The organism is Streptomyces sp. NPDC053542 (genome assembly GCF_044544685.1).
Lineage (GTDB): Bacteria > Actinomycetota > Actinomycetes > Streptomycetales > Streptomycetaceae > Streptomyces.
This window is the reverse complement of sequence record NZ_JBITXL010000007.1, coordinates 228,820-247,537: the sequence shown is the minus strand read 5'-3', so window position 1 is coordinate 247,537 and position 18,718 is coordinate 228,820. Positions and strand designations below refer to the sequence as shown.

Below are 18,718 nucleotides of genomic sequence, written 5' to 3'. Positions count from 1 at the left end.
GCACGGCGGGTGGCCGATGTCCGAACGTGACCGCCCTCGCGTCGTAGAAGTGCAGGCATACGTCACCCACGGCGCCCTGCTGCTCCAGGTCTTCACGATCCATAGCTTGTCAGAGATACCCGTAGGGGGTATACATAGCAACGCCGCAGTAGATACCCCCGGCAGGTATCTCTTCTCGTTCCAGTTCCAAGGAGGAACCATGTCCAACTGCTGTACGCCCGACGGCAGCTGCCAGACCAACGGCGCGCAGAGCACCACGACCGCCGTCGCCGACAGCCGGACCACGGTCTACGCGATCGCCGGAATGACCTGCGGCCACTGCAAGGCGACGCTCACCAAGGCCATCGGCGAGGTCGAGGGCGTACTGAGCGTCGAGGTCGACGTCGAGGCCGGCACCGCGAGCGTCGTGAGCGCGGACGAGCTCGACGACGCGAAGATCGCTGAGGTCGTCGACGAGGCCGGCTACGAACTGACCGGCCGGGCCGCCTGAGCCAGGCCCCGCTCCGCCCGCGCGGCTTCGCCCCGCGCTCCTGACGCGAGTCATGCGGGCCCGCCGCGCCGCGCAGCGACCGGGGCGGCGGGCAGCTCCAGGTGGGGACGGCCGGGAACGATATCGTCTGGCGGTACCGGGTCCCGTGAGACGCCAGGGACCGCAGAACGTACAGCCGTCCCCCTGGGGAGTGTGTGCCCATGAGCAAGCCGTCGACCGCCGGCGGCGGTGTCCCGGACGAGTTGCGGCGGCGGCTCGGCGTGCCCGATGCCGTGGTGATCGGCCTGGGGTCGATGATCGGTGCCGGGATCTTCGCGGCGCTCGCCCCGGCGGCCCGCGCGGCCGGCTCCGGACTCCTGCTCGGCCTGGCCCTCGCCGCCGTGGTGGCGTACTGCAACGCCACCTCCTCCGCACGGCTGGCCGCGCGCTACCCGGCCTCCGGTGGCACCTATGTCTACGGCCGCGAACGGCTCGGCGGCTTCTGGGGCTACCTCGCGGGCTGGGCATTCGTGGTCGGCAAGACCGCCTCGTGCGCGGCCATGGCCCTGACCGTCGGCTCGTACGTGTGGCCCGGCCAGGCGCACGCGGTGGCGGTGGCCGCCGTGGTGGCGCTGACCGCGGTGAACTACGCCGGGGTGCAGAAGTCCGCGTGGCTGACGCGGGTGATCGTCGCGGCCGTCCTGGCGGTGCTGGCCGCGGTCGTGGTCGCCACGCTGACCTCCGGCCCGGCGGACGCCGCGCGGCTGGAGATCGGTACGGAGGTGACCTTCGGCGGCGTGCTGCAGGCGGCGGGCCTGCTGTTCTTCGCCTTCGCCGGGTACGCCCGCATCGCCACGCTCGGCGAGGAGGTCCGCGATCCGGCCCGCACCATTCCCCGTGCCGTCCCGCTCGCGCTCGGCATCACCCTGTTCGTGTACGCCGCCGTCGCCGTCGCGGTGCTGACGGTGCTGGGGCCACACCGGCTCGGGGAGGCGACGGCCCCGCTGTCGGACGCCGTACGGGCCGCGGGCCTTGCCTGGCTGGCGCCGGTCGTACGCGCCGGTGCCGCACTCGCCGCGCTCGGTTCGCTGCTGGCCCTGGTCCTCGGGGTCTCGCGGACGACGCTGGCCATGGCCCGCGACCGGCACCTGCCGCATGCCCTGGCCGCGGTGCATCCGCGCTTCCAGGTGCCGCACCGCGCCGAACTGGCGGTCGGCGCCGTGGTGGCGGTACTGGCGGCAACGGCGGACGTGCGCGGCGCCATCGGCTTCTCCTCCTTCGGGGTGCTGGTCTACTACGCGATCGCCAACGCCTCCGCGTTCACCCTGACCCCCGCCGAAGGCCGCCCGGCGCGCATCATCCCGGTAGCGGGGCTGGCCGGCTGTCTCGCCCTCGCCTTCGCCCTGCCCCTCCCCTCGGTGCTCACCGGTGCCGCGGTACTCGCCCTCGGAGCCGCCGCCTACGGCGTGCGCCGCACGCTCGCCGCCGGGCGTACCTGACCGTGTACCCCGGTGGGGTACACGGTCAGGGATCAGGCGGAGATCACACGACGACGGGCTCTGCCGCGGCCTCCGGACGCGTCAGGCGGCCCGACCGCTGGAGTCCGTACAGGGCGGCCGAGCAGGCGAGCCCCAGCCCGCACAACACGAGCCAGGGCAGGGCGGACACGCCGGCCGCGCGGGCGGCGTCGAGTGCCGCGCCGGTGAGCAGGTTCCCCACGGTGATGCCGATGCCGCAGATGGTGTTGTAGAGCCCGTAGTGGGTCGCGACCAGGCGGTCGCCCGAGAGGCGGACGATGGTGTCCATCTCGAAGGGGTACGCGATCATCGTGCCCAGGGCGAGCAGCAGCGCGGCCAGGGTCGGCGGCACCGCGGCCAGGAGCCACAGTCCGAGGCCACCGGCCGGTACGGGCAGCGCCGCTGCGGCCAGGAGCGGCACGAAGGCCGCGCCCATGGTCAGCAGGCCCCAGGCCAGTGCCCGGCCGGGCGCCAGCCTGGCCTTGCACCAGGCGGTCACTCGGGTCTGGCACAGGATGGTGGAGAGCCCCGATACGGCGAACATCACCGCGACCGCGGCCGTGCCGAACTCCCCGTCGCCGCCCATCCTTCGTACCTCCAGCGGGAGGGCCAGGTAGACCTGGAAGGAGAGGACGTACGACCCGATCATGGCGGTGGAGAACAGCAGGAACGCCCGGTTGGCCACCACCGTGCGCCACTGCGACAGCACGCGTTCCCGCCGCTGACCGGAGCCCCGCGGCGCGTCGTTCGCCCGGCGCGCCGGGAGCGCGCGGATCTGCACCGCGCTCAGTACGGCGAAGATGGCCGCCGAGACCAGGCAGGTGACCCGGAAGTCGAGCCCGGTGAGCAGCATGCCGACCATGGGGCCGAGCAGGATGCCGGCCTGGTAGAAGACGTTGAAGAGCGCGAACGCCTCGACCCGGCGCTCCCCCGCGTCCGCGGCCAGATAGGCACGTACGGCGGGGTTGAACAGCGCGCCCGCGAACCCGGTGGCCGCGGAGGCGATGAACAGTGCGGGCACCGAGTCCACCAGCCCGATGGCGGCGAACCCGACGGTCCGCAGCACGCACCCGGCGATGATGAGGGGCTTGTACCCGAGGCGGTCGGCGAGCGTGCCGCCGATGAGGAACATGCCCTGCTGGCTGAAGTTCCGTACCCCCAGGATGAAGCCGACCAGCCAGCCGGCCAGCCCGAGCGTGCCGGAGAGATGGGCGGCCAGGTACGGCATCAGCATGTAGAAGCCGAGGTTGATGGTGAACTGATTCACCATCAGCAGCTGGACGCTGCGGTCGTAGGAGCGGACCTGGGTGATCAGGCTCTTCCTCACGCTTCGCCTCCCTCGGTGCGTGTCACCGGGGCGAGGGGGTCGGCGACCTCCGTGCAGCGTGTCCAGCGGGTGACTTCCTTCTCGTCCGGCCGGCCGATCAGGTCCGGTTCCGGGGCGAGGCGTACGTCCAACAGGCCGTGTGCGGCGCAGTATTCGTCGTTGTAGACGGTCTCCAGATAGCGCTGCGGGCCGTCGGGGAAGATCGCCGCGATACGGGTCTCGCGGGGCAGGGTGCGGGCCAGCCAGCCCGCCACCAGCGCGACCGCGCCGACGCTCCAGCCGCCCGTCGCGTAGTGCGAGGACGCCAGCTGCCGGCACGCCCGGACCGACTCGGCCGGGGCCACCCAGTGCACCTCGCTGAAGTGGTCGTACGCGACGTTACGGGGATAGATGCTCGATCCCAGGCCGCGCATCAGCCGGGTACGGGCCGGCTGGCCGAAGATGGTCGAGCCGATGGTGTCCACGCCGACCAGGCGCATCTCCGGGTAGAGCTGTCGCAGGACGCGGGAGACGCCGGCGGAGTGGCCGCCGGTGCCGACGCTGCAGACCAGTACGTCGATGTGGCCGAGCTGCGAGGCGAGTTCGAGGGCGAGCGGGGTGTAGGCGGCGACGTTGTCCGGGTTGCCGTACTGGTCCGGGCACCAGGCGCCCGGCTGCCGCCGCAGGAGTTCGGCGACCCGGTCGCGCCGGGCCTGCTGCCAGCCACCGGTGGGGTGCGGTGCGGGCACCATGTCGACGGTGGCGCCGTACGCGGTCAGCAGCCGCGTCATGGAGGGTTCGAGGCCCGGGTCGGTGACGAGGGTGACGGGGTGGCCGTGCACCATCCCGGCCAGGGCGAGGCCGAGGCCGAGAGTGCCGCTGGTCGACTCGACGATCGGGGCGCCGGGGAGCAGGTCACCGCGGGCCCGGGCGCGTTCCACCATGTGCAGGCCCGGACGGTCCTTGATGCCGCCGGGGTTGAAGCCCTCCAGCTTGGCCCAGAAGCCGCGGTCGCCGGAGGTGAAGGGCTGGGACACCCGGAGGACGGGCGTGTTGCCGACCAGCCCGCGGAGGGAGGATTCGGCGGGAACGCACCCCATGAAGTCACTGACGTCACTCGTGGTCGCGGAGTGCCGCACGGTGGGCAGGTCGGGCAGGTCGGGCAGGTTCCGCTTGATCAGGGAATGCCTCTTGGTCGGAGAGTGCATCGTTTCGCTCTCGTTCGTGCCGGCGATGGATCGGACGCTCATCTCGCGCGCCACCCGGGCAGGCGTGACACGCGGCAGGCCGGTCTCGGACCGGCCGCGACGGCGGCGGCTATATGCGCCACCGGCAGAGGGCGGCCAGCACGGTCCGCCCCTCGCCGGGACTCCGGTTTCTCGCACCGGCGGAACGGACAGCGGTCCGCGGTCCGGCGGTGACCGCCGGCAACGCGAGCGTCGCGGCCGACTCCGCGCGCACGGACGGCTGCTGAGCCGTACGGAGCGCGGCGTCGCCGTGGAAGCGCACGCACCCATCGGGTACGTCGGCGGTCTCGACGGCGACCGCGGGCGAGGGGGCCGAGGCGGCCGGCACGGACGCGTGAGCGTCCAGATGCGCCGGGAGACCACCGCAGCCCAGCAGGGTGAAGAGGAGTACGCCCAGTACGGCCCATACACAGCGGGCGTACGGCGCAGGAAAGGGGTGGAGCTGCACGCATCCTCCGCGCGGGTGTCGCCCTCCTCGGAAACGGAGGCACGACGAGCAGGGATCAACGGGATGACGGGAGAGCCGTCGACCGTTCCCGCACCGCACCGCAGGAAAAACGGCAGGCGTGGGAGGCCGGACGCCGGTAAGCGCCGGCCTCTAAAGACGCAGGACCGTTGGGTCCGCCGATGGCGGTATGGAGACGTTCAGATCCCGTGCCGCCGGGCCGTGGGCGCCCTCCATGACGGGCACGCCTCGCCCCCATGCCGCATCGAGTGGTGACAAGCAGGGGGCCGCCAGATCGGGCCCCTGTTCGGGCTGGCCCAGCGCGCAGTCATCGACGTACTGATGCGAGCCGTGCCCGCCGTGATGGCCACCCGCTTCTCCGGCCCCGGACGAGTCCTCCTGCACGGCGGAGATCCCCGCAGCGCTGCTGACGCCAGGGGTGTGACGCACCGTCATCTCGGGGCTCGCGGCGTGCGTGTACAGCAGGCCGAAGAGAAGCAGACCGAGCCACCACACGGACAGCGGAACCACTGATGAGCGGCTCCGCCATGCGCTGGAAGGCAACCCGGCCGTAATCACGAGGTGATCGTACCCCGCGGCAAGAAGGTCCGCGGCCGGCAGGGCATCGCCCGCCGGCCGCTTCACGAACCGTGCGACGCGTCAGCTCTGCTCGAGCATCTTGTTCATCTTGTCGATCTCCGCCTGCTGCGTCGTGATCACGTCATCGGCGAGCTTCTTGGCGGGACCGTACGCGCCCTTGGCCTTCTCGTCCTCGGCCATCTGCACGGCACCCTTGTGGTGCTCGACCATCATCTCGAGGAACATCTTGTCGAAGTCGGCGCCGGACGACTTCTTCAGCTTGGCCATGTCCTCGCTGCTCATCATGCCGGGCATCGAGGACGACATGTCGTGCCCCATGTCGCCGTGGTCCATCGCGCTCATGTCCTCGGGAACCTCCTCGCCCCACGAGGTGAGCCAGCCGGACATCTTCTTGATCTCGGGGTCCTGGGCCCCCTTGATCTCCGAGGAGAGGTTCTTCACCTCGCCCGACGCACCCTTCCCGTCGGCCAGGTCGGCCATCTCGACGGCCTGACGGTGGTGCTGGATCATCTCCTTGGCGAAGGAGACGTCCGTGCTGTTGTGCTTGCCGCCCTTGGCCGACGAGGACGCGGAGGCGGACGGCTTGGAGCTGGACTCCATGGATCCCATGTCGTGCCCCTTGTCGTTCCCGCCGCAAGCGGCGAGGACGAGGGCGGCCGCACCGGTGGCGGCGACGAGGGCGGTACGGCGGAGGAACGCGCGGTGTGCGGTCATGACGGAACTCCTGGGTTGTTGCATGGCTGAGGAACGGCATACCGATGTGCGCCGCCTGCTCACCCGGAGCGAGCGGCACGGCAACCGCGCCTATATCCGCAGGAGTTGAAGTTCGGAGAGTGAGGGTGGCGCCCGGCCGTTCTTGGGATCGCCGGCGGTGTCGCAGGTGCGGGGTTCCGCCGATGCGGCGCCGTTCATGAGAGCGGGCTGCAACGCGGGCAGCTCCGGAGGCCCGGCGATGGAGGCCGAGACGCACATCGCGCTCGCGTGGTGGACCTGCCCGCCGCCGTGGTCACCGTGGTCACCGTGATCGCACTGGCCGGACACGCACACTGCCGGACTGCCGCTCATACTGTCGGCGGCCATCCGATGGTGACCGGCCTTCACGTCGATCCCCGGCCCCGGCCCGAGGCCGTGCATGCCGAGCAGCCCCAACAACAGGGCACCCACGAGCAGCCCCCAGCACCGCAGCATCCGCTGCGGCCGGGCAGGCAGTCCGTAGTGCGTCACAGACACATCGTAGACATACGAGGTGGCGCGCCTGGCGGCACACCCCCGGTGCACCCCGGGCCACCCCTGCCCGGCGCGTTTTGTTCCTGCGCGGCGGCCCGGACCGTGACCTGTGAGCGCCGTGAGGTCACAAGCTTTCAGTCGTGCACCGCCTCACCGCTGACGCGGTGATCCGCGTGGCTCAGGGCCTCCAGGACGAGACGGCGCAGGTGCCCGTCGCTCAGCCGGTAGTAGATGTGCCTGCCCGCGCGCCGCGTCTCGACCAGCCCGGCGAGACGCAGTTTCGCGAGGTGCTGGCTGACCGCGGTCCGCGATGCCTCCGTGCGCTCGGTGAGCGAGCCGACGTCGGACTCCTCCTGCGCCAGCAGCCACAGCAGGTGCAGCCGCGTCGCGTCCGCGAGCAGTGCGAACACCCCTGTCGCCTCGGCCAGGCGGGCGCTGTCGGGGGCCTGCAGATGCGCATGTCGTGCAGATGGCACTGCGTCGCGTTCGGGCATGCAGACAGCGTAGAGCGCGCGACAGACACTGCGGCACCGTGGCGCCGCGAACAATAGGTGCGCAGATGCGCACCTATTCGTATAGTGAAGAGCGTCAGCCTCGACCGTCCGGGCCAAGGGACAGCCGCATGCTCTCCGTACTGCGCGACCGCGCCTACCGGCACCTCTTCGCAGCACAGGTCATCGCCCTGGTCGGCACCGGACTGGCCACCGTGGCGCTGAGCCTGCTCGCGTACGACATCGCGGGCGCGGCAGCCGGTTCGGTGCTCGGCACCGCCCTGGCGATCAAGATGGTCGCGTACGTGGCGATCGCCCCGGCCATCGGTGCGATCGCCGACCGGTTGCCGCGCCGCGCCCTCCTCGCCGGCAGCGACCTGATACGCGTCGCCGTCGCGCTCACGCTGCCGTTCGTCGACCAGGTCTGGCAGGTCTACGTCCTGGTCTTCGTGCTGCAGGCAGCCTCCGCCGCCTTCACCCCCACCTTCCAGGCCGTCATCCCCGACGTGCTCCCCGCCGAGCGCGACTACACCCGGGCGCTCTCCCTCTCCCGGCTCGCCTACGACCTGGAGAGCCTGTTCAGCCCCGCGCTCGCGGCCGCGCTGCTCTCTCTGATCACCTACAACTGGCTGTTCGCCGGCACCGCCGTCGGCTTCCTCGCCTCTGCCGCCCTGGTGGTCTCGGCCGTACTGCCCAAACCGGCGGCGGCCGCGCACACCGGGGGCGCCCGTGGCGAGGCAACGGCAGGCGCCCGCGCCAAGGGGATGGCGGGCGCTCGTGGCAAGGCAACGGCGGGCGCACGTCTCTTCTTCGCGACCCCGCGGCTGCGTGCGCTGCTCGCGCTCAACCTGGCCGTCGCCGCCGCGAGCGCGGTCGTCACCGTCAACAGCGTCGTCTACGTCCGTGACCATCTCGGCCGTTCCGCCGGCGACGTACCGCTCGCGCTCGGCGCGTACGGCGCCGGCTCCATGACCGTCGCGCTGCTGCTCCCCCGCGTACTCGACCGCGTGTCCGACCGCGCGGTGATGCTGAGCGGCGCCCTGCTTCTCACCGTGGTCTTCGCCGGCCTCGGCGGCATCACCGCGGCCGGTGGCGGCGGCTGGCGGTGGCCCGCCCTCCTCGCGGCCTGGGCCGCCTTCGGCGCCGCCTGCTCGATGGTGCTCACGCCCGCCGGGCGGCTGATCCGCCGCTCCGCACCGGCCACGGGGCGTACGTCCGCGTTCGCGGCGCAGTTCTCGCTGTCCCACGCGTGCTGGCTGCTGACCTATCCGCTCGCCGGATGGCTCGGCGCCGCGGCCGGGCTCCAGTCGGCCGTCCTCGCGCTGGGCACGACGGCTCTGGCGGCCGGGCTCCTGGCGCTGCGGCTGTGGCCGGCTCGCGATCCGGACCGGCTCCCCCACGTGCACACCGCCCTGGACGCCCGGCACCCGCACGTGGCCGGCGCCGCGCCGTCACCGGAGGGCTGGCGGCACAGCCACACCTACGTCATCGACAGCCTCCACGCCACGTGGCCCACGACTCCCCAGCACGCCCCGGCCATTGACTCCCGGCCGTTGACTCCCGGCCGTTGACGCCTGGCGGGACTACGCGGACTTCGGGAGGTCGACGACGCCGAGCTGGCTGAGCATGCCGAGTACGTCCCAGTGCCACCAGCCTTCCTTGATCTTGCCGTGCTCATCGAACAGGAAGGTCGTGGTGCCTTCCATGGTGACCTTCTTGCCGGTGGCCGGGATGCCGCGCATCTCGCCGCGGTGGGTGCCCTGCCACGTCCAGCGCGTCACGACCCGGTCGCCCTCGGCGATCTGGTCCTGGACGGTGAACTCGAAGTCCGGGAACGCGCTGCGGTAGCCGAGCACCTCCTCGTGGATGCCGTCGGCGCCACGGGTGTCCTGCTCCTTGTTGGCCACATCGTGGTCGTGGTAGTCGGCCGTGAAGCACTCGGCGAACCCGGCGGCGTCGCCCTCACGGGCCAGTTCCTGGAAGAAGCGGCGGCAGGTCGCCTTGTTGAGCTGCTCGTCGCGGACCACGTCCAGGTCCGTGAAGGTCGGCATCCCGTCGCAGAGCGCGACCATCTCCTCGAAGATCCTGTTGGTCTCCGGGAGCGCGGAATTCGTCATCGCTTCCTCGTACGACGGGAATTCGATGATCTCGACGAAGTGATCGCCCTGCGACCGGTCCCGGCCGACGACCGCGTGCGTGGCGGTCCGCTTGCCCTGGGTCGCTTCGACCCAGGAATCCATGAGCCGGTTCATGTCGTCGAACTTGGTGGTCCTGCAGTCGATGACCTGCATGAATGTCATGGTGCCTCCCAAAGAAGACCCCTCATCCAGTTTAGTGAGGAACGCCTGTCTGTGGCTTGTCCGCTGGCAAAAACAGGCCGACGGCGATCAACGCCTCGGAGCACTGACCGCCGGGGCGGCCGGGCGGTCCTACCCGGGGTTGCTCTCCAGAAGGTTCTTGAGGGTTTGCTCGTCCCGGGGGACTTCCTTGCGGGCGTGGGGGCGGACGACCAGAGGGGCCAGCAGGTGCCCCATTCCGTGCCCCTCGAAGTCGAGGTCGATCGTCATACGGGAGCGGGTGCCGTCGTCGAGCGGTTCGATGCTGCCGTGAACGTCGCCCCGGACCGGGCCGTCGATGCCGCGCATGTGCCAGCTGCGCGGCGGGTCGAGCTCGGCCACTTCCATGGTCATCGGGAATTCCCGGCGGCCGATGCGGCGGGTGATACGCATCCGGGAGCCCACGGTCATCGGGCCGCTCGGGGCGTCACCGACCGGCTCCACGGATATGACGCTCTCCTGCCATTCGGCGAGGTGGGAAAGGTCGGTCACGTAGGAGTAGACGTCTTCCGGCCGGCGGGAGATGTCTACGCTCTCTTTGATGGCAGACATTTCTCCTCCTTTGGGAGGGATAGCCACACTTCTGAGGTAAATGGTCCCACTTTTTCTTCGCGGGCACTGCTCTCATTCGCGGGCACTGCTCCCAGAGGTGGGCGTCGAGCTCAGAGGTACGCGTTGAGCTCAGCGGCGGGCGTCGAGCTCACAGGTGGGCGTCGAGCTCAGCGGCGGCGGAGGCGGTTCCTCCATGGACGCCGCCCTCATCCAGCTCGGCTGGGCGGCTGAGCGGCCCCTACGCCTCGCCGATGCCCTCGAACCACGTCGGCGCTTCCTCCGTGGCCTGCTTGATCCGGCTGACGGCGAACTCCTCCATCGGAGGCAGCGCGTCCAGCTCGAACCAGCCGACCTCGAGCGACTCGTCGTCGTTCACCCGCGCCTCACCGCCGGTCGCGCGGCAGAGGAAGCAGATGTCCATGAACTGGCAGCGGTCGCCGTTGGGGTACGTGACCGGCTCCAGCGCCTCGACCAGGAGGAGGCGTTCGGGGACGCAGTGGACGGCGGTTTCCTCGTGGACCTCGCGTACGGCGCAGGCCGCGGGCTGCTCGCCCGGCTCGGGGATGCCGCCGATGATCGACCAGCGGCCGTTGTCGACGCGGCGTCCCAGCAGCACCCGGCCCTCGTCGTCGAAGACGATGGCGCTGACGCCGGGCATCCAGAGCAGCTGGTGGCCGGCGGTCGCGCGGATTTCGCGGATGAAGTCGGGTGTCGCCATGCCCCGCACCCTAGCGAGCACCCCGGGAGAGGACGAAACGCTTCCGGGGCATTGCGGCCGGTTCTCCGTGGGGCGACGGCGCGGCATCCCAGGGGCCGCGCTGCACCTCAGGGGCTGCGCGCCATAGGAGCCAGCGCTGCGCCCTCGGGCTACGCCGCTCCGCGGGCCGGTTTCGGCTGGAGGCCGAGGCGGGAGCGGATGCAGCGCACCGCGGCCTCCGCGTCGTCGACGGTGACGGTGAAGGTACGGCCGTCGCCCAGCCGCAGGATCACCGCCTCACCGCGGCGCACGATCACCCCCGTACCCTGCTCCGGGCGCCAGCGGTAGCCCCAGCCGCCCCAGTGGCAGGGCGTGACGCGGGGCGCGAAGTCGACGTCGACCACGTGCGAGAGCGGGATGCGGCGGCGCGGCAGGCCCATGTGCCCGCAGCGCACTTCCAGGCACTCCTTGTCGACCCGCACGGCCACGTGCACGAAGGCGAGCGTGCCGAAGAGGACGAGCAGCCCGGCGGCGACACAGCCGACGACGGCCATCACCAGCGGAGTGAGCCCCGACGTCCAGGCATTGTCGACCGCGAGCTCGATGCCGAGCGCCATACAGGCCGCACCGACAGCGGCCAGGAGCCACTGGAAGCGATTGGTCGCGCGCCCGTGCCAGACGTCGGGCACGGAGGCGCACGGCGAGTCGTCCCGCGCGCCTTGAGGCGCTGCGGACGGCCGGTCAGGGGCGGGCGTGCCGCCGTCACCGTGCTCGGCGTGCCGGGCCGGGCGGGCGTCGCTGCTGTCGGGGGCTGCTGCCCCCTCCTGGGGGTGGTCCCTCATGGTTGGCAGCGTACGCGTACTGGCTCCGCCCGGCAGCGGGCAGCGCGACTCTCTGTGACGCGTGAGACAGGAGCCGCCGACTGCCCGTTCAGAACGGAGCCGATCGTTGGAATGGCGCGTTCCGTAACGGGCCGGTTCCGTTGCGGCGCGGCGGTCCTGGGGTCGCCTGCCGGCTTCGTCGCGGCGCGCGCTCCGTTGCGGTGCGCTGCTCCGTTGCGGCGCGCGCCTGGGTTCGCCTCTCAGCAGGCCGGTTCCGCGGCCGCCCGTTCGCCGGCCGCGGGGATACCGGCGAGCAGCCTGCCTTCTTCATAGGCGAGCGCCGCCTCCGGAAGCGCGGCGGTGCGCCCACTGAGGAGCACCGTCAGATCGGCGCTGGGCATGGCCGCGGGCGCGGGCTGCGCACCGATGCGGCGCAGCGCCTGGGCGGCGACTGCCTCGGCGGAGCCGTGCAGGGTGAGCGCGGGCCCCTCCGGGCGCTGCACCGCGTCCCTGATGCGGTCGGCGACCAGCTCGTAGTGCGTGCAGCCGAGGACGACGGTCCGTACGTCCGGTGGGGTGAGCGCCGCGGCGGCGGCGACCGCGGCGGCGATGGCCGCGTCGTCGGCCGCCTCGACCGCGTCCGCGAGGCCCGGACAGGGCACCTCGGCGACGTCGATGTCCGCCGCGAAGGCCCGGATGAGGCCGCGCTGGTACGGGCTGCCGGTCGTGGCGGGCGTGGCCCAGATCGCCACCGGGCCGCCGCCGGCCGCCGCCGGCTTGATCGCGGGGACGGTCCCGATGACCGGCAGGTCCGGCTCCAGCTCGGCGCGCAGCGTGGGCAGCGCGTGGACGGAGGCGGTGTTGCAGGCGACGATCAGGGCGTCCGGCTTGTGCGCCGCGGCGTTCCTGGCGACGGCGAGCGCGCGCTCGGTGAGGTCGGCGGGGGTACGCGGGCCCCAGGGCATGCCGTCGGGGTCGCAGGAGAGGACGAGGCCGGCGTCGGGGCGCAGCCGCCGCACGGCCGCGGCGGCCGCGAGCAGGCCGGTACCGGAGTCCATGAGTGCGATCTTCACCCGGACACCTTACTCAGCGGGCCCCTGTGCGGGCCGCACCGGGCCGGTTCCCCGGACCCGCCGGCACCATGGGGCAGACTGCCGGGGTGGCTGTGATGGCGTGGATCGCTGGGGCGTCTCTGGTGGCGTGGGTCTGGCTCCTGGTGGGTCAGGGCTTCTTCTGGCGGACGGATGTGCGCCTGCCACCGGACACGGCCCGTAGGGGGTGCGCCGCTCCTACGGAGGCCGCGGGGACGGACGGGACCGGGGAAGAAGATCCTGAGCGCTGGCCCTCCGTGGCCGTCGTCGTCCCCGCACGGGACGAGGCCGGGGTACTGCCGGTGAGCCTGCCGTCCGTGCTGGCGCAGGCGTACCCGGGACGGGCCGAGGTCTTCCTCGTGGACGACGGCAGTACGGACGGCACCGGGGAGCTGGCCCGGGCTCTGGCCGCCGAGCACGGCGGGCTGCCGCTGACCGTGACGTCGCCCGGCGAGCCGGCCCCGGGCTGGACCGGCAAGCTCTGGGCCGTCCGGCACGGCATGGCGCTCGCCCGGGAGCGTACGGACGCGGAGTACGTGCTGCTGACCGACGCCGACATCGCGCACGGGCCGGACAGCCTGCGCACGCTCGTCTCCGCCGCCCGCGCGGACGGTCTGGACCTGGTGTCCCAGATGGCACGGCTGCGGGTCGCGGACTTCTGGGAGCGGCTGATCGTCCCGGCGTTCGTGTACTTCTTCGGACAGCTCTACCCGTTCCGCTGGGTGAACCGGCCGGGCGCGCGTACCGCCGCGGCCGCCGGCGGCTGCGTACTGCTGCGCCGGGACGCCGCCGAGCGGGCCGGGATTCCGGCGAGCATCCGGCACGCGGTGATCGACGACGTGACGCTGGCCCGCGCCGTCAAGCGCTCCGGGGGCCAGGACGGAGCGGGCACCGGACGGATCTGGCTGGGGCTCGCGGACCACGTGGACAGCGTGCGCCCGTACCCGCGCCTGGCCGACCTCTGGCGGATGGTGGCGCGCAGCGCGTACGCGCAACTCCTGCACAGCCCGTTGCTGTTGGCGGGCACGGTGCTGGGTCTCGCGCTGATCTATCTGGTGCCGCCCCTCGCGCTGGTCGTGGGAGCGGTGGGCGGCAGCGTGCCCGCCGCGCTCCTCGGGGGCGCGGCGTGGGCCGTGATGACCGGGACGTACCTGCCGATGCTGCGCTACTACGGGCAGCCGCCGTGGACCGCGCCCCTGCTGCCGTTCACCGCGCTGCTGTACCTCCTGATGACAGTCGACTCAGCCGTGCAGCACTACAGGGGGCGCGGCGCCGCCTGGAAGGGGCGGACGTACGGGGCGCCGCCTACGGGGGCGGCGGCCGCCGCCCCCGGGGAGGCGTCGGAGGGCACGTAGGCGCGCGCGGCAGCCCGGAGGCGTCGGCCCGCGCGCGGCGGCCGCCTCACTTCCGTCCCGGTGCCCACCGCATCCCCCACCCGTACGCCTGGTCCACCGTGCGCTGCGGGCTGACGCCCCGCTCGGGGACGAAGTAGCGGGCCTCGCGCTGGACGACCAGTTCGCTGCCGGTGTTGATGAGCAGCGCCAGGGCGCAGACGTTGGACGGGACGGTGCACTCGTCGAGGGAGAAGTCGATGGGGGCGCCGCGCTGCGGTGTGAGGGTGACCGTGGCGTTCAGGTCGGCGAAGCTTCGCGCGCCTTCGTAGATGGTGACGAAGAACAGGATCCGCTTGATCAGGCGCTGGTGGTCGAGGTTGACCGTGAGGTTCTCGCCCGCGGCCACGGCGCCGGTGCGGTCGTCGCCGTCGAGGTGGATGAACGGCGGGGCGTCCAGGGACCCGAAGGCGTTGCCCAGGGCCTGTACGACGCCCTTGCTGCCGTCGGTCAGCTCGTACAGCGCGCACAGGTCGAGGTCAAGGGCCGCGGGGCCGGCGAGCGCCCGGCTGAGCTTGCGGCCCCACCCGGATCCCGCGGGCGCCGGGCGGGTCTGCCAGTTGAGGTTCACCCGCATCGCGCCCGACGTACCTCCTTGCTTCGTCAGCGAAACGGCGGGGGCATCCTTCGTCAGGGTGACTTTCGAAAGGCGCACCGGGGTGGGGGCGGGCGTGCCTGCACCGTGCGCCGGGGGCGTGGAAGTTGACGCGGCGGGTTGACCTTGAGGCGCGACGTGCGCCGGCGGCGCCTCTTGCACCGCAGCGGGCGCGGGCGGCCCCGCGGGCGCCGTGCCCGGATCGTCCACGCTGATCCCGTAATCCGTGGCCAGCCCGGCGAGTCCGCTGTCGTAGCCCTGGCCGACCGCCCGGAACTTCCAGCCGCCCTGCCGCCGGTAGAGCTCGCCGAGCACGAAGGCGGTCTCCACGGTGGCGTCCTGGCTGTCGAACCGTACGAGCTCGGCGCCACCGGGGCCCGCGCCCGTCGCGTCCAGGACACGCACACTCAGCCCCGGCACCTGACCGAACGTTCCGCCGTCCGCGGAGGCCGCGAGCACCACCCGCTCGACGGCCGGTTCGACGGCGGTGAGGTCGACGGCGAGGGTGTCGGTCGTCGTACCGGCCTCCGTCCTCTTGCCTTCGTGCCGCACGGCTCCCGAAGCGTGCGCCGGCTGGTTGTAGAACACGAAGTCGCCGTCGTCGCGCACCTTCCCGCCGCTCAGCAGCAGCGCCGACGCGTCCACGTCCGGGACGCCGCTTCCGGTACGCCAGCTCAGCTCGATCCGTACCGCTCCGGCATCCACCGGGGCGTTGCCCCCCTTGGGCATCGACATGGCCGCCTCCTTCGGATTCGCGCTCCCGCTTCGCGGCGCGCCGCCCTCCCAACCTAGGGCTTCTCCGACGGCCCCCGGACTCCTCGGAGGTGGCAAGATTTCACCTCCCAGTGAGCCGCCCTTTACACGATTCAAACGGGCGTTGGCGACCGATTTTCCCAAGTTCGCTCACATTAGTGATCCGCAACCACTACCGACACGTAAAACAACCCTCTTTTCAGGCTCCCCAACCAGCACATCGTGGGCTTAACTTAAGAGGCATGACCTCCCCCCGCTCTACCTACGGCGGCGGCTACTACGCTTCGCCTTCCTTCCCGGACACCCCGATCTACGACAGCCTCGTCGCCGAGCGCGGCACACCCCAGATCGCGCCGATCAGGGTCCAGCCTCCGTACGACGTCGGCTCGTCCCAGTCCTACTCGTCGCCGGCCCTGCCGGCACTGCCCGCACTGCCGTCCGGCCCGTCCGCGGCCCCCGCCCAGCACGGCTACCCGGGCCAGGCCCCGATGCAGCCCGCGCCCACGCCGTACATCCCGCAGCAGGCCGCCGGCCCGCAGGGATACCCGGCCCAGCAGCAGCCGCGGCGCCCGATGAGCACGGGGTACGAAGCGATGCGCCCGGCGGCCCCGGTCGCCCCGCGCCCGGGGCCGTACGAGGATCCGTACGGCCGACCGCAGCATCCGCGGGGCTACTGACCCGCCGCTCGGCCAACTGTCCGGCTGCCCGGTCAAATGTCCGACCCGGCTGGCAGGATGGGCACATGCCGAACTCGCGCCTCCGTGCCCTCCAGCTGTACCCGGTGAAGTCTCTTGCGGGGACCTCCCCCGGCCAGGCCGCCGTGGAGCCATGGGGCCTGGCCGGGGACCGGCGCTGGCTGCTGGTCGACGAGGAGCGGCGGCATGTCACGCAGCGGTCCCGGCCGCGGCTGGCACTGGCCGTGGCGCAGGCGCGGCCCGACGGGGGAATCGGGCTCAGCGCGCCGGGGATGCAGGACCTGTCCGTGGAGGTTCCTGCCCCCGGCGCGACCGTGCCGGTGCAGGTCTGGCGGGACAAGGTGGACGCCGTGCCCGCGGCGGCGGCCGCCTCGGAGTGGTTCAGCACGTACCTGGGCGCCGAGGTCACGCTCGTGCACATGGACGACCCGGCCGTGCGCCGCTCCGTGCGCCAGGACTACGCGCGCCCCGGTGACACGGTGAGCTTCGCCGACGCCTTCCCGCTGCTGCTCACCACGTCGTCCTCGCTGGACGCGCTCAACTCGCTCATCGCCCAGGGCGACCACGCCGACGAGGGCCCGCTGCCCATGGACCGCTTCCGGCCGAACGTCGTCATCGAGGGCACGGCGCCATGGGCCGAGGACGGCTGGAAGCGGGTGCGGATCGGCGAGATCACCTTCCGGGTCGCCAAGCCCTCCGGCCGCTGCGTGGTGACCACCACCGACCAGCGCACCGCCGAGCGCGGCAAGGAGCCGCTGCGCACCCTCGCCCGCCACCGCCGCTTCGGCGACGACCTGGTGTTCGGGCAGAACCTCATACCCGAGTCGCGTGGCACGCTCCGTGCCGGCGACCCCTTCGAGGTCCTGAGCTGACGTCAGCACGTGTCCTTACACAGCCGCCACCCCGTTTCCGCGGTTTCCGCGCGCCGCCGCGCCCCGCTCCCGCCGGCCCCGCGAAGCCGCCCCCGACGAGCGCATTGCAACGCCCTGCGCAGGCTGCATAAGGTGAGCGCATTGCGGTGGAGACAGGGAGATTCACGTGCGCATTTCTGCCGGGGAATCGGCGAGCGATCGCCTCATCCCGGTGCACCGGATGCGCCCCGGCGATCACGCCTTCGTCAGTTACGACGACGACGAGACCCGCTGGGACGTCCTGACGGCCTTCACCCGGCTCGGCCTCGCCCGTGGCGAGCGGGTCATCGTCTTCCCCCGCCCCGGCCTGCCCGAGGAAGAGGTGCTGGCGCGGCTGGACTTCCCGAACCGCACGACGGCGGCGGCCCGCATCAGAGGCCAGTTGGTGCTCAGCAGCATGCGCCGGCTCATCAGTCCGGATCCCGCCTTCACGGCCGACCGGCAGTGGAGCCGGCTGCGCGAGGAGACTGCGCAGGCCGTAGCGGAGGGGTACACGGGTCTGCGGGCGTTCATCGACATGCACTGGGTGCCGGATCTCGGCGCGGACGTGCACACGATGATGCACCGCGAGTCGAACGCCGAAGAGCTCTTCAAGGGCCGCCCGTACAGCGAGATCTGCGCGTACGACCGGCGCTGGTTCGCACCGGAGGTGCTGACCGCCATGGCTGAGGCGCACCCCCGTAACCTCCTCGAACAGCTCGGCGCGCTGCACACGGAGCGGGCCCCGGACGGCGCGCTGCGCTTCGTCGGCGAGGCCGACACCGCGACGAAGCGGCCCTTCCTCACCACCCTGGAGCTCGCCCTGGCCCAGGGTGCGGCCACGGGCCGGCTCGCCCTGGACCTGAGCCGGCTGCACTTCCTGTCGGTCGGCTGCGCCACCGGCCTCCTCTCGCTCGTCCAGGAGGCGAACGGCCTCACCCGGGTCGACGTCCGGGGCGACCTGGTACAGCTCCGCACGCTCCAGCGGCTGGGAGCGGCATCGATTTCGCGGCTGACGCTGTCGGAGGTGACGCGACCGTGCTGATCCCCGAGTCCTCCCGTTCCCAGAACGCCGGCGACGAACCGAGCGTCAGATACCTGCTGCAGCGGCGCTTCACCGCCCGGCTGCTCCCGCAGGTGCGGCTGCTCGTCGAGGAGTGCGCGGCCCGTGAGGGGCTGGCCGAGCCGCGGCGCGGGGAGTTCGTGCTGGCGGTGGACGAGGTGGCCGGCAACGCCGTCGAGCATGCGGGCGGCAGTGGCCGGCTGGTCCTGCGCCGCGTCGGCGATGAACTGGAGTGCCTGGTCATCGATTCGGGCCCGGGCTTCACGGAGGCCGTCATCCCCGAGGTGCTGCCGGGCCTGGACGGTGCGCCCACGGGGCGCGGGCTGTGGATGGCCCGGCTGGTCGCCGACCGGCTGACGATCGCCGCGGGCGCGGCTGCCGGCGCGGTGGTCACGCTGGCGGTACGGGTCCACTGAAACACTCGCGAGAAGGCCCCTGGACGGCCGCTGGACGCTCTTGAGCGATCTCTTGCACCCCAGGCCACTCCACGCACGCCCGCGGCCCTCTCCCAGCCTCTCCGCCGACGCCCGCC

Annotated in this window: 20 protein-coding genes; 8 read left to right on the top strand and 12 right to left on the bottom strand. The window is 72.1% G+C overall.

Going from position 1 to position 18,718, the window contains the following annotated elements:
• Positions 1–199: 199 nt before the first annotated feature.
• Positions 200–490, top strand: a complete 291-nt coding sequence (locus tag ACIGXO_RS21650) for a heavy-metal-associated domain-containing protein (RefSeq protein WP_399789121.1) — start codon at positions 200–202, stop codon at positions 488–490.
• A 200-nt stretch (positions 491–690) separates the two neighbouring features.
• Positions 691–1,968 (top strand): APC family permease, encoded by a 1,278-nt coding sequence (locus ACIGXO_RS21645; RefSeq protein WP_399789118.1) that lies wholly within the window; start codon positions 691–693, stop codon positions 1,966–1,968.
• Between the two features lie 43 nt (positions 1,969–2,011).
• Here ACIGXO_RS21645 and ACIGXO_RS21640 read toward each other — a convergent pair whose 3' ends face one another.
• From ACIGXO_RS21640 to ACIGXO_RS21615, 6 genes are all read right to left on the bottom strand, one after another.
• A complete protein-coding gene (locus tag ACIGXO_RS21640; protein ID WP_399789691.1) occupies positions 2,012–3,256 on the bottom strand; it encodes an MFS transporter in 1,245 nt (414 codons plus the stop codon).
• Between the two features lie 53 nt (positions 3,257–3,309).
• Positions 3,310–4,392: a PLP-dependent cysteine synthase family protein gene (locus ACIGXO_RS21635; RefSeq protein WP_399789689.1), complete on the bottom strand. Its 1,083-nt coding sequence runs from the start codon at positions 4,390–4,392 to the stop codon at positions 3,310–3,312.
• Between the two features lie 217 nt (positions 4,393–4,609).
• The gene (locus ACIGXO_RS21630) at positions 4,610–4,987 is read right to left on the bottom strand and encodes a hypothetical protein (protein WP_399789115.1); all 378 of its coding nucleotides are present in this window, start codon (positions 4,985–4,987) and stop codon (positions 4,610–4,612) included.
• Between the two features lie 657 nt (positions 4,988–5,644).
• Positions 5,645–6,298: a DUF305 domain-containing protein gene (locus tag ACIGXO_RS21625; protein WP_399789113.1), complete on the bottom strand. Its 654-nt coding sequence runs from the start codon at positions 6,296–6,298 to the stop codon at positions 5,645–5,647.
• Between the two features lie 90 nt (positions 6,299–6,388).
• The gene (locus ACIGXO_RS21620; RefSeq protein ID WP_399789111.1) at positions 6,389–6,808 is read right to left on the bottom strand and encodes a DUF6153 family protein; all 420 of its coding nucleotides are present in this window, start codon (positions 6,806–6,808) and stop codon (positions 6,389–6,391) included.
• A gap of 137 nt (positions 6,809–6,945) precedes the next feature.
• Positions 6,946–7,305 carry an ArsR/SmtB family transcription factor gene (locus ACIGXO_RS21615; RefSeq protein WP_399789107.1) on the bottom strand — a complete coding sequence of 120 codons (360 nt, stop codon included), beginning with the start codon at positions 7,303–7,305 and terminating at the stop codon, positions 6,946–6,948.
• Positions 7,306–7,433: 128 nt separating this feature from the next.
• Between ACIGXO_RS21615 and ACIGXO_RS21610 the strand changes: the two genes are divergently transcribed.
• Complete coding sequence (locus ACIGXO_RS21610) at positions 7,434–8,873, top strand: MFS transporter (protein WP_399789104.1); 1,440 nt, start codon at positions 7,434–7,436, stop codon at positions 8,871–8,873.
• A gap of 12 nt (positions 8,874–8,885) precedes the next feature.
• On the opposite strand, the gene ACIGXO_RS21605 is transcribed toward ACIGXO_RS21610, so the two are convergent.
• The 5 genes from ACIGXO_RS21605 to ACIGXO_RS21585 form a co-directional block, all read right to left on the bottom strand.
• Positions 8,886–9,602, bottom strand: coding sequence for an ester cyclase (locus tag ACIGXO_RS21605; protein ID WP_399789101.1), 717 nt, complete (start codon positions 9,600–9,602; stop codon positions 8,886–8,888).
• A gap of 129 nt (positions 9,603–9,731) precedes the next feature.
• A complete protein-coding gene (locus ACIGXO_RS21600; RefSeq protein WP_399789097.1) occupies positions 9,732–10,190 on the bottom strand; it encodes an SRPBCC family protein in 459 nt (152 codons plus the stop codon).
• A gap of 238 nt (positions 10,191–10,428) precedes the next feature.
• Positions 10,429–10,908, bottom strand: coding sequence for an NUDIX hydrolase (locus tag ACIGXO_RS21595; protein ID WP_399789094.1), 480 nt, complete (start codon positions 10,906–10,908; stop codon positions 10,429–10,431).
• 149 nt (positions 10,909–11,057) lie between these two features.
• Positions 11,058–11,729, bottom strand: a complete 672-nt coding sequence (locus ACIGXO_RS21590) for a hypothetical protein (protein ID WP_399789091.1) — start codon at positions 11,727–11,729, stop codon at positions 11,058–11,060.
• 239 nt (positions 11,730–11,968) lie between these two features.
• On the bottom strand, positions 11,969–12,781 hold the full coding sequence (locus ACIGXO_RS21585) for a glutamate racemase (RefSeq protein ID WP_399789088.1): 813 nt from the start codon (positions 12,779–12,781) through the stop codon (positions 11,969–11,971).
• A 95-nt stretch (positions 12,782–12,876) separates the two neighbouring features.
• Here ACIGXO_RS21585 and ACIGXO_RS21580 point away from each other — a divergent pair, with 95 nt between their 5' ends.
• Positions 12,877–14,154: a glycosyltransferase gene (locus ACIGXO_RS21580; RefSeq protein WP_399789086.1), complete on the top strand. Its 1,278-nt coding sequence runs from the start codon at positions 12,877–12,879 to the stop codon at positions 14,152–14,154.
• Positions 14,155–14,200: 46 nt separating this feature from the next.
• Here the strand turns inward: ACIGXO_RS21580 and ACIGXO_RS21575 are convergent, their stop codons facing one another.
• Positions 14,201–15,520, bottom strand: coding sequence for a TerD family protein (locus ACIGXO_RS21575; RefSeq protein WP_399789083.1), 1,320 nt, complete (start codon positions 15,518–15,520; stop codon positions 14,201–14,203).
• A gap of 260 nt (positions 15,521–15,780) precedes the next feature.
• On the opposite strand from ACIGXO_RS21575, the gene ACIGXO_RS21570 reads away from it, so the two are divergent.
• The 4 genes from ACIGXO_RS21570 (at position 15,781) to ACIGXO_RS21555 (ending at position 18,602) form a co-directional block, all read left to right on the top strand.
• A complete protein-coding gene (locus ACIGXO_RS21570; RefSeq protein ID WP_399789080.1) occupies positions 15,781–16,215 on the top strand; it encodes a DUF6643 family protein in 435 nt (144 codons plus the stop codon).
• Positions 16,216–16,280: 65 nt separating this feature from the next.
• Entirely contained in the window at positions 16,281–17,105 is an 825-nt protein-coding gene (locus ACIGXO_RS21565) for an MOSC domain-containing protein (protein WP_399789077.1), read from the top strand.
• A 166-nt stretch (positions 17,106–17,271) separates the two neighbouring features.
• Positions 17,272–18,168 (top strand): MEDS domain-containing protein, encoded by an 897-nt coding sequence (locus ACIGXO_RS21560; protein ID WP_399789074.1) that lies wholly within the window; start codon positions 17,272–17,274, stop codon positions 18,166–18,168.
• Complete coding sequence (locus ACIGXO_RS21555) at positions 18,162–18,602, top strand: ATP-binding protein (RefSeq protein ID WP_399789072.1); 441 nt, start codon at positions 18,162–18,164, stop codon at positions 18,600–18,602. Before ACIGXO_RS21560 ends, ACIGXO_RS21555 begins: the two co-directional genes overlap by 7 nt.
• Positions 18,603–18,718 lie beyond the last annotated feature (116 nt).

Excerpts from the sequence above, each read along its gene's own strand:
- ACIGXO_RS21580 (WP_399789086.1), top strand. The coding sequence starts at position 12,877 with ATGGCGTGGATCGCTGGGGCGTCTCTGGTGGCGTGGGTCTGGCTCCTG.
- ACIGXO_RS21625 (WP_399789113.1), bottom strand. The coding sequence starts at position 6,298 with ATGACCGCACACCGCGCGTTCCTCCGCCGTACCGCCCTCGTCGCCGCC.
- ACIGXO_RS21595 (WP_399789094.1), bottom strand. The coding sequence starts at position 10,908 with ATGGCGACACCCGACTTCATCCGCGAAATCCGCGCGACCGCCGGCCAC.
- ACIGXO_RS21565 (WP_399789077.1), top strand. The coding sequence starts at position 16,281 with ATGCCGAACTCGCGCCTCCGTGCCCTCCAGCTGTACCCGGTGAAGTCT.
- ACIGXO_RS21650 (WP_399789121.1), top strand. The coding sequence starts at position 200 with ATGTCCAACTGCTGTACGCCCGACGGCAGCTGCCAGACCAACGGCGCG.
- ACIGXO_RS21640 (WP_399789691.1), bottom strand. The coding sequence starts at position 3,256 with ATGGTGAATCAGTTCACCATCAACCTCGGCTTCTACATGCTGATGCCG.
- ACIGXO_RS21615 (WP_399789107.1), bottom strand. The coding sequence starts at position 7,305 with ATGCCCGAACGCGACGCAGTGCCATCTGCACGACATGCGCATCTGCAG.
- ACIGXO_RS21605 (WP_399789101.1), bottom strand. The coding sequence starts at position 9,602 with ATGACATTCATGCAGGTCATCGACTGCAGGACCACCAAGTTCGACGAC.
- ACIGXO_RS21645 (WP_399789118.1), top strand. The coding sequence starts at position 691 with ATGAGCAAGCCGTCGACCGCCGGCGGCGGTGTCCCGGACGAGTTGCGG.
- ACIGXO_RS21590 (WP_399789091.1), bottom strand. The coding sequence starts at position 11,729 with ATGAGGGACCACCCCCAGGAGGGGGCAGCAGCCCCCGACAGCAGCGAC.
- ACIGXO_RS21610 (WP_399789104.1), top strand. The coding sequence starts at position 7,434 with ATGCTCTCCGTACTGCGCGACCGCGCCTACCGGCACCTCTTCGCAGCA.
- ACIGXO_RS21575 (WP_399789083.1), bottom strand. The coding sequence starts at position 15,520 with ATGTCGATGCCCAAGGGGGGCAACGCCCCGGTGGATGCCGGAGCGGTA.
- ACIGXO_RS21600 (WP_399789097.1), bottom strand. The coding sequence starts at position 10,190 with ATGTCTGCCATCAAAGAGAGCGTAGACATCTCCCGCCGGCCGGAAGAC.
- ACIGXO_RS21635 (WP_399789689.1), bottom strand. The coding sequence starts at position 4,392 with ATGGGGTGCGTTCCCGCCGAATCCTCCCTCCGCGGGCTGGTCGGCAAC.
- ACIGXO_RS21570 (WP_399789080.1), top strand. The coding sequence starts at position 15,781 with ATGACCTCCCCCCGCTCTACCTACGGCGGCGGCTACTACGCTTCGCCT.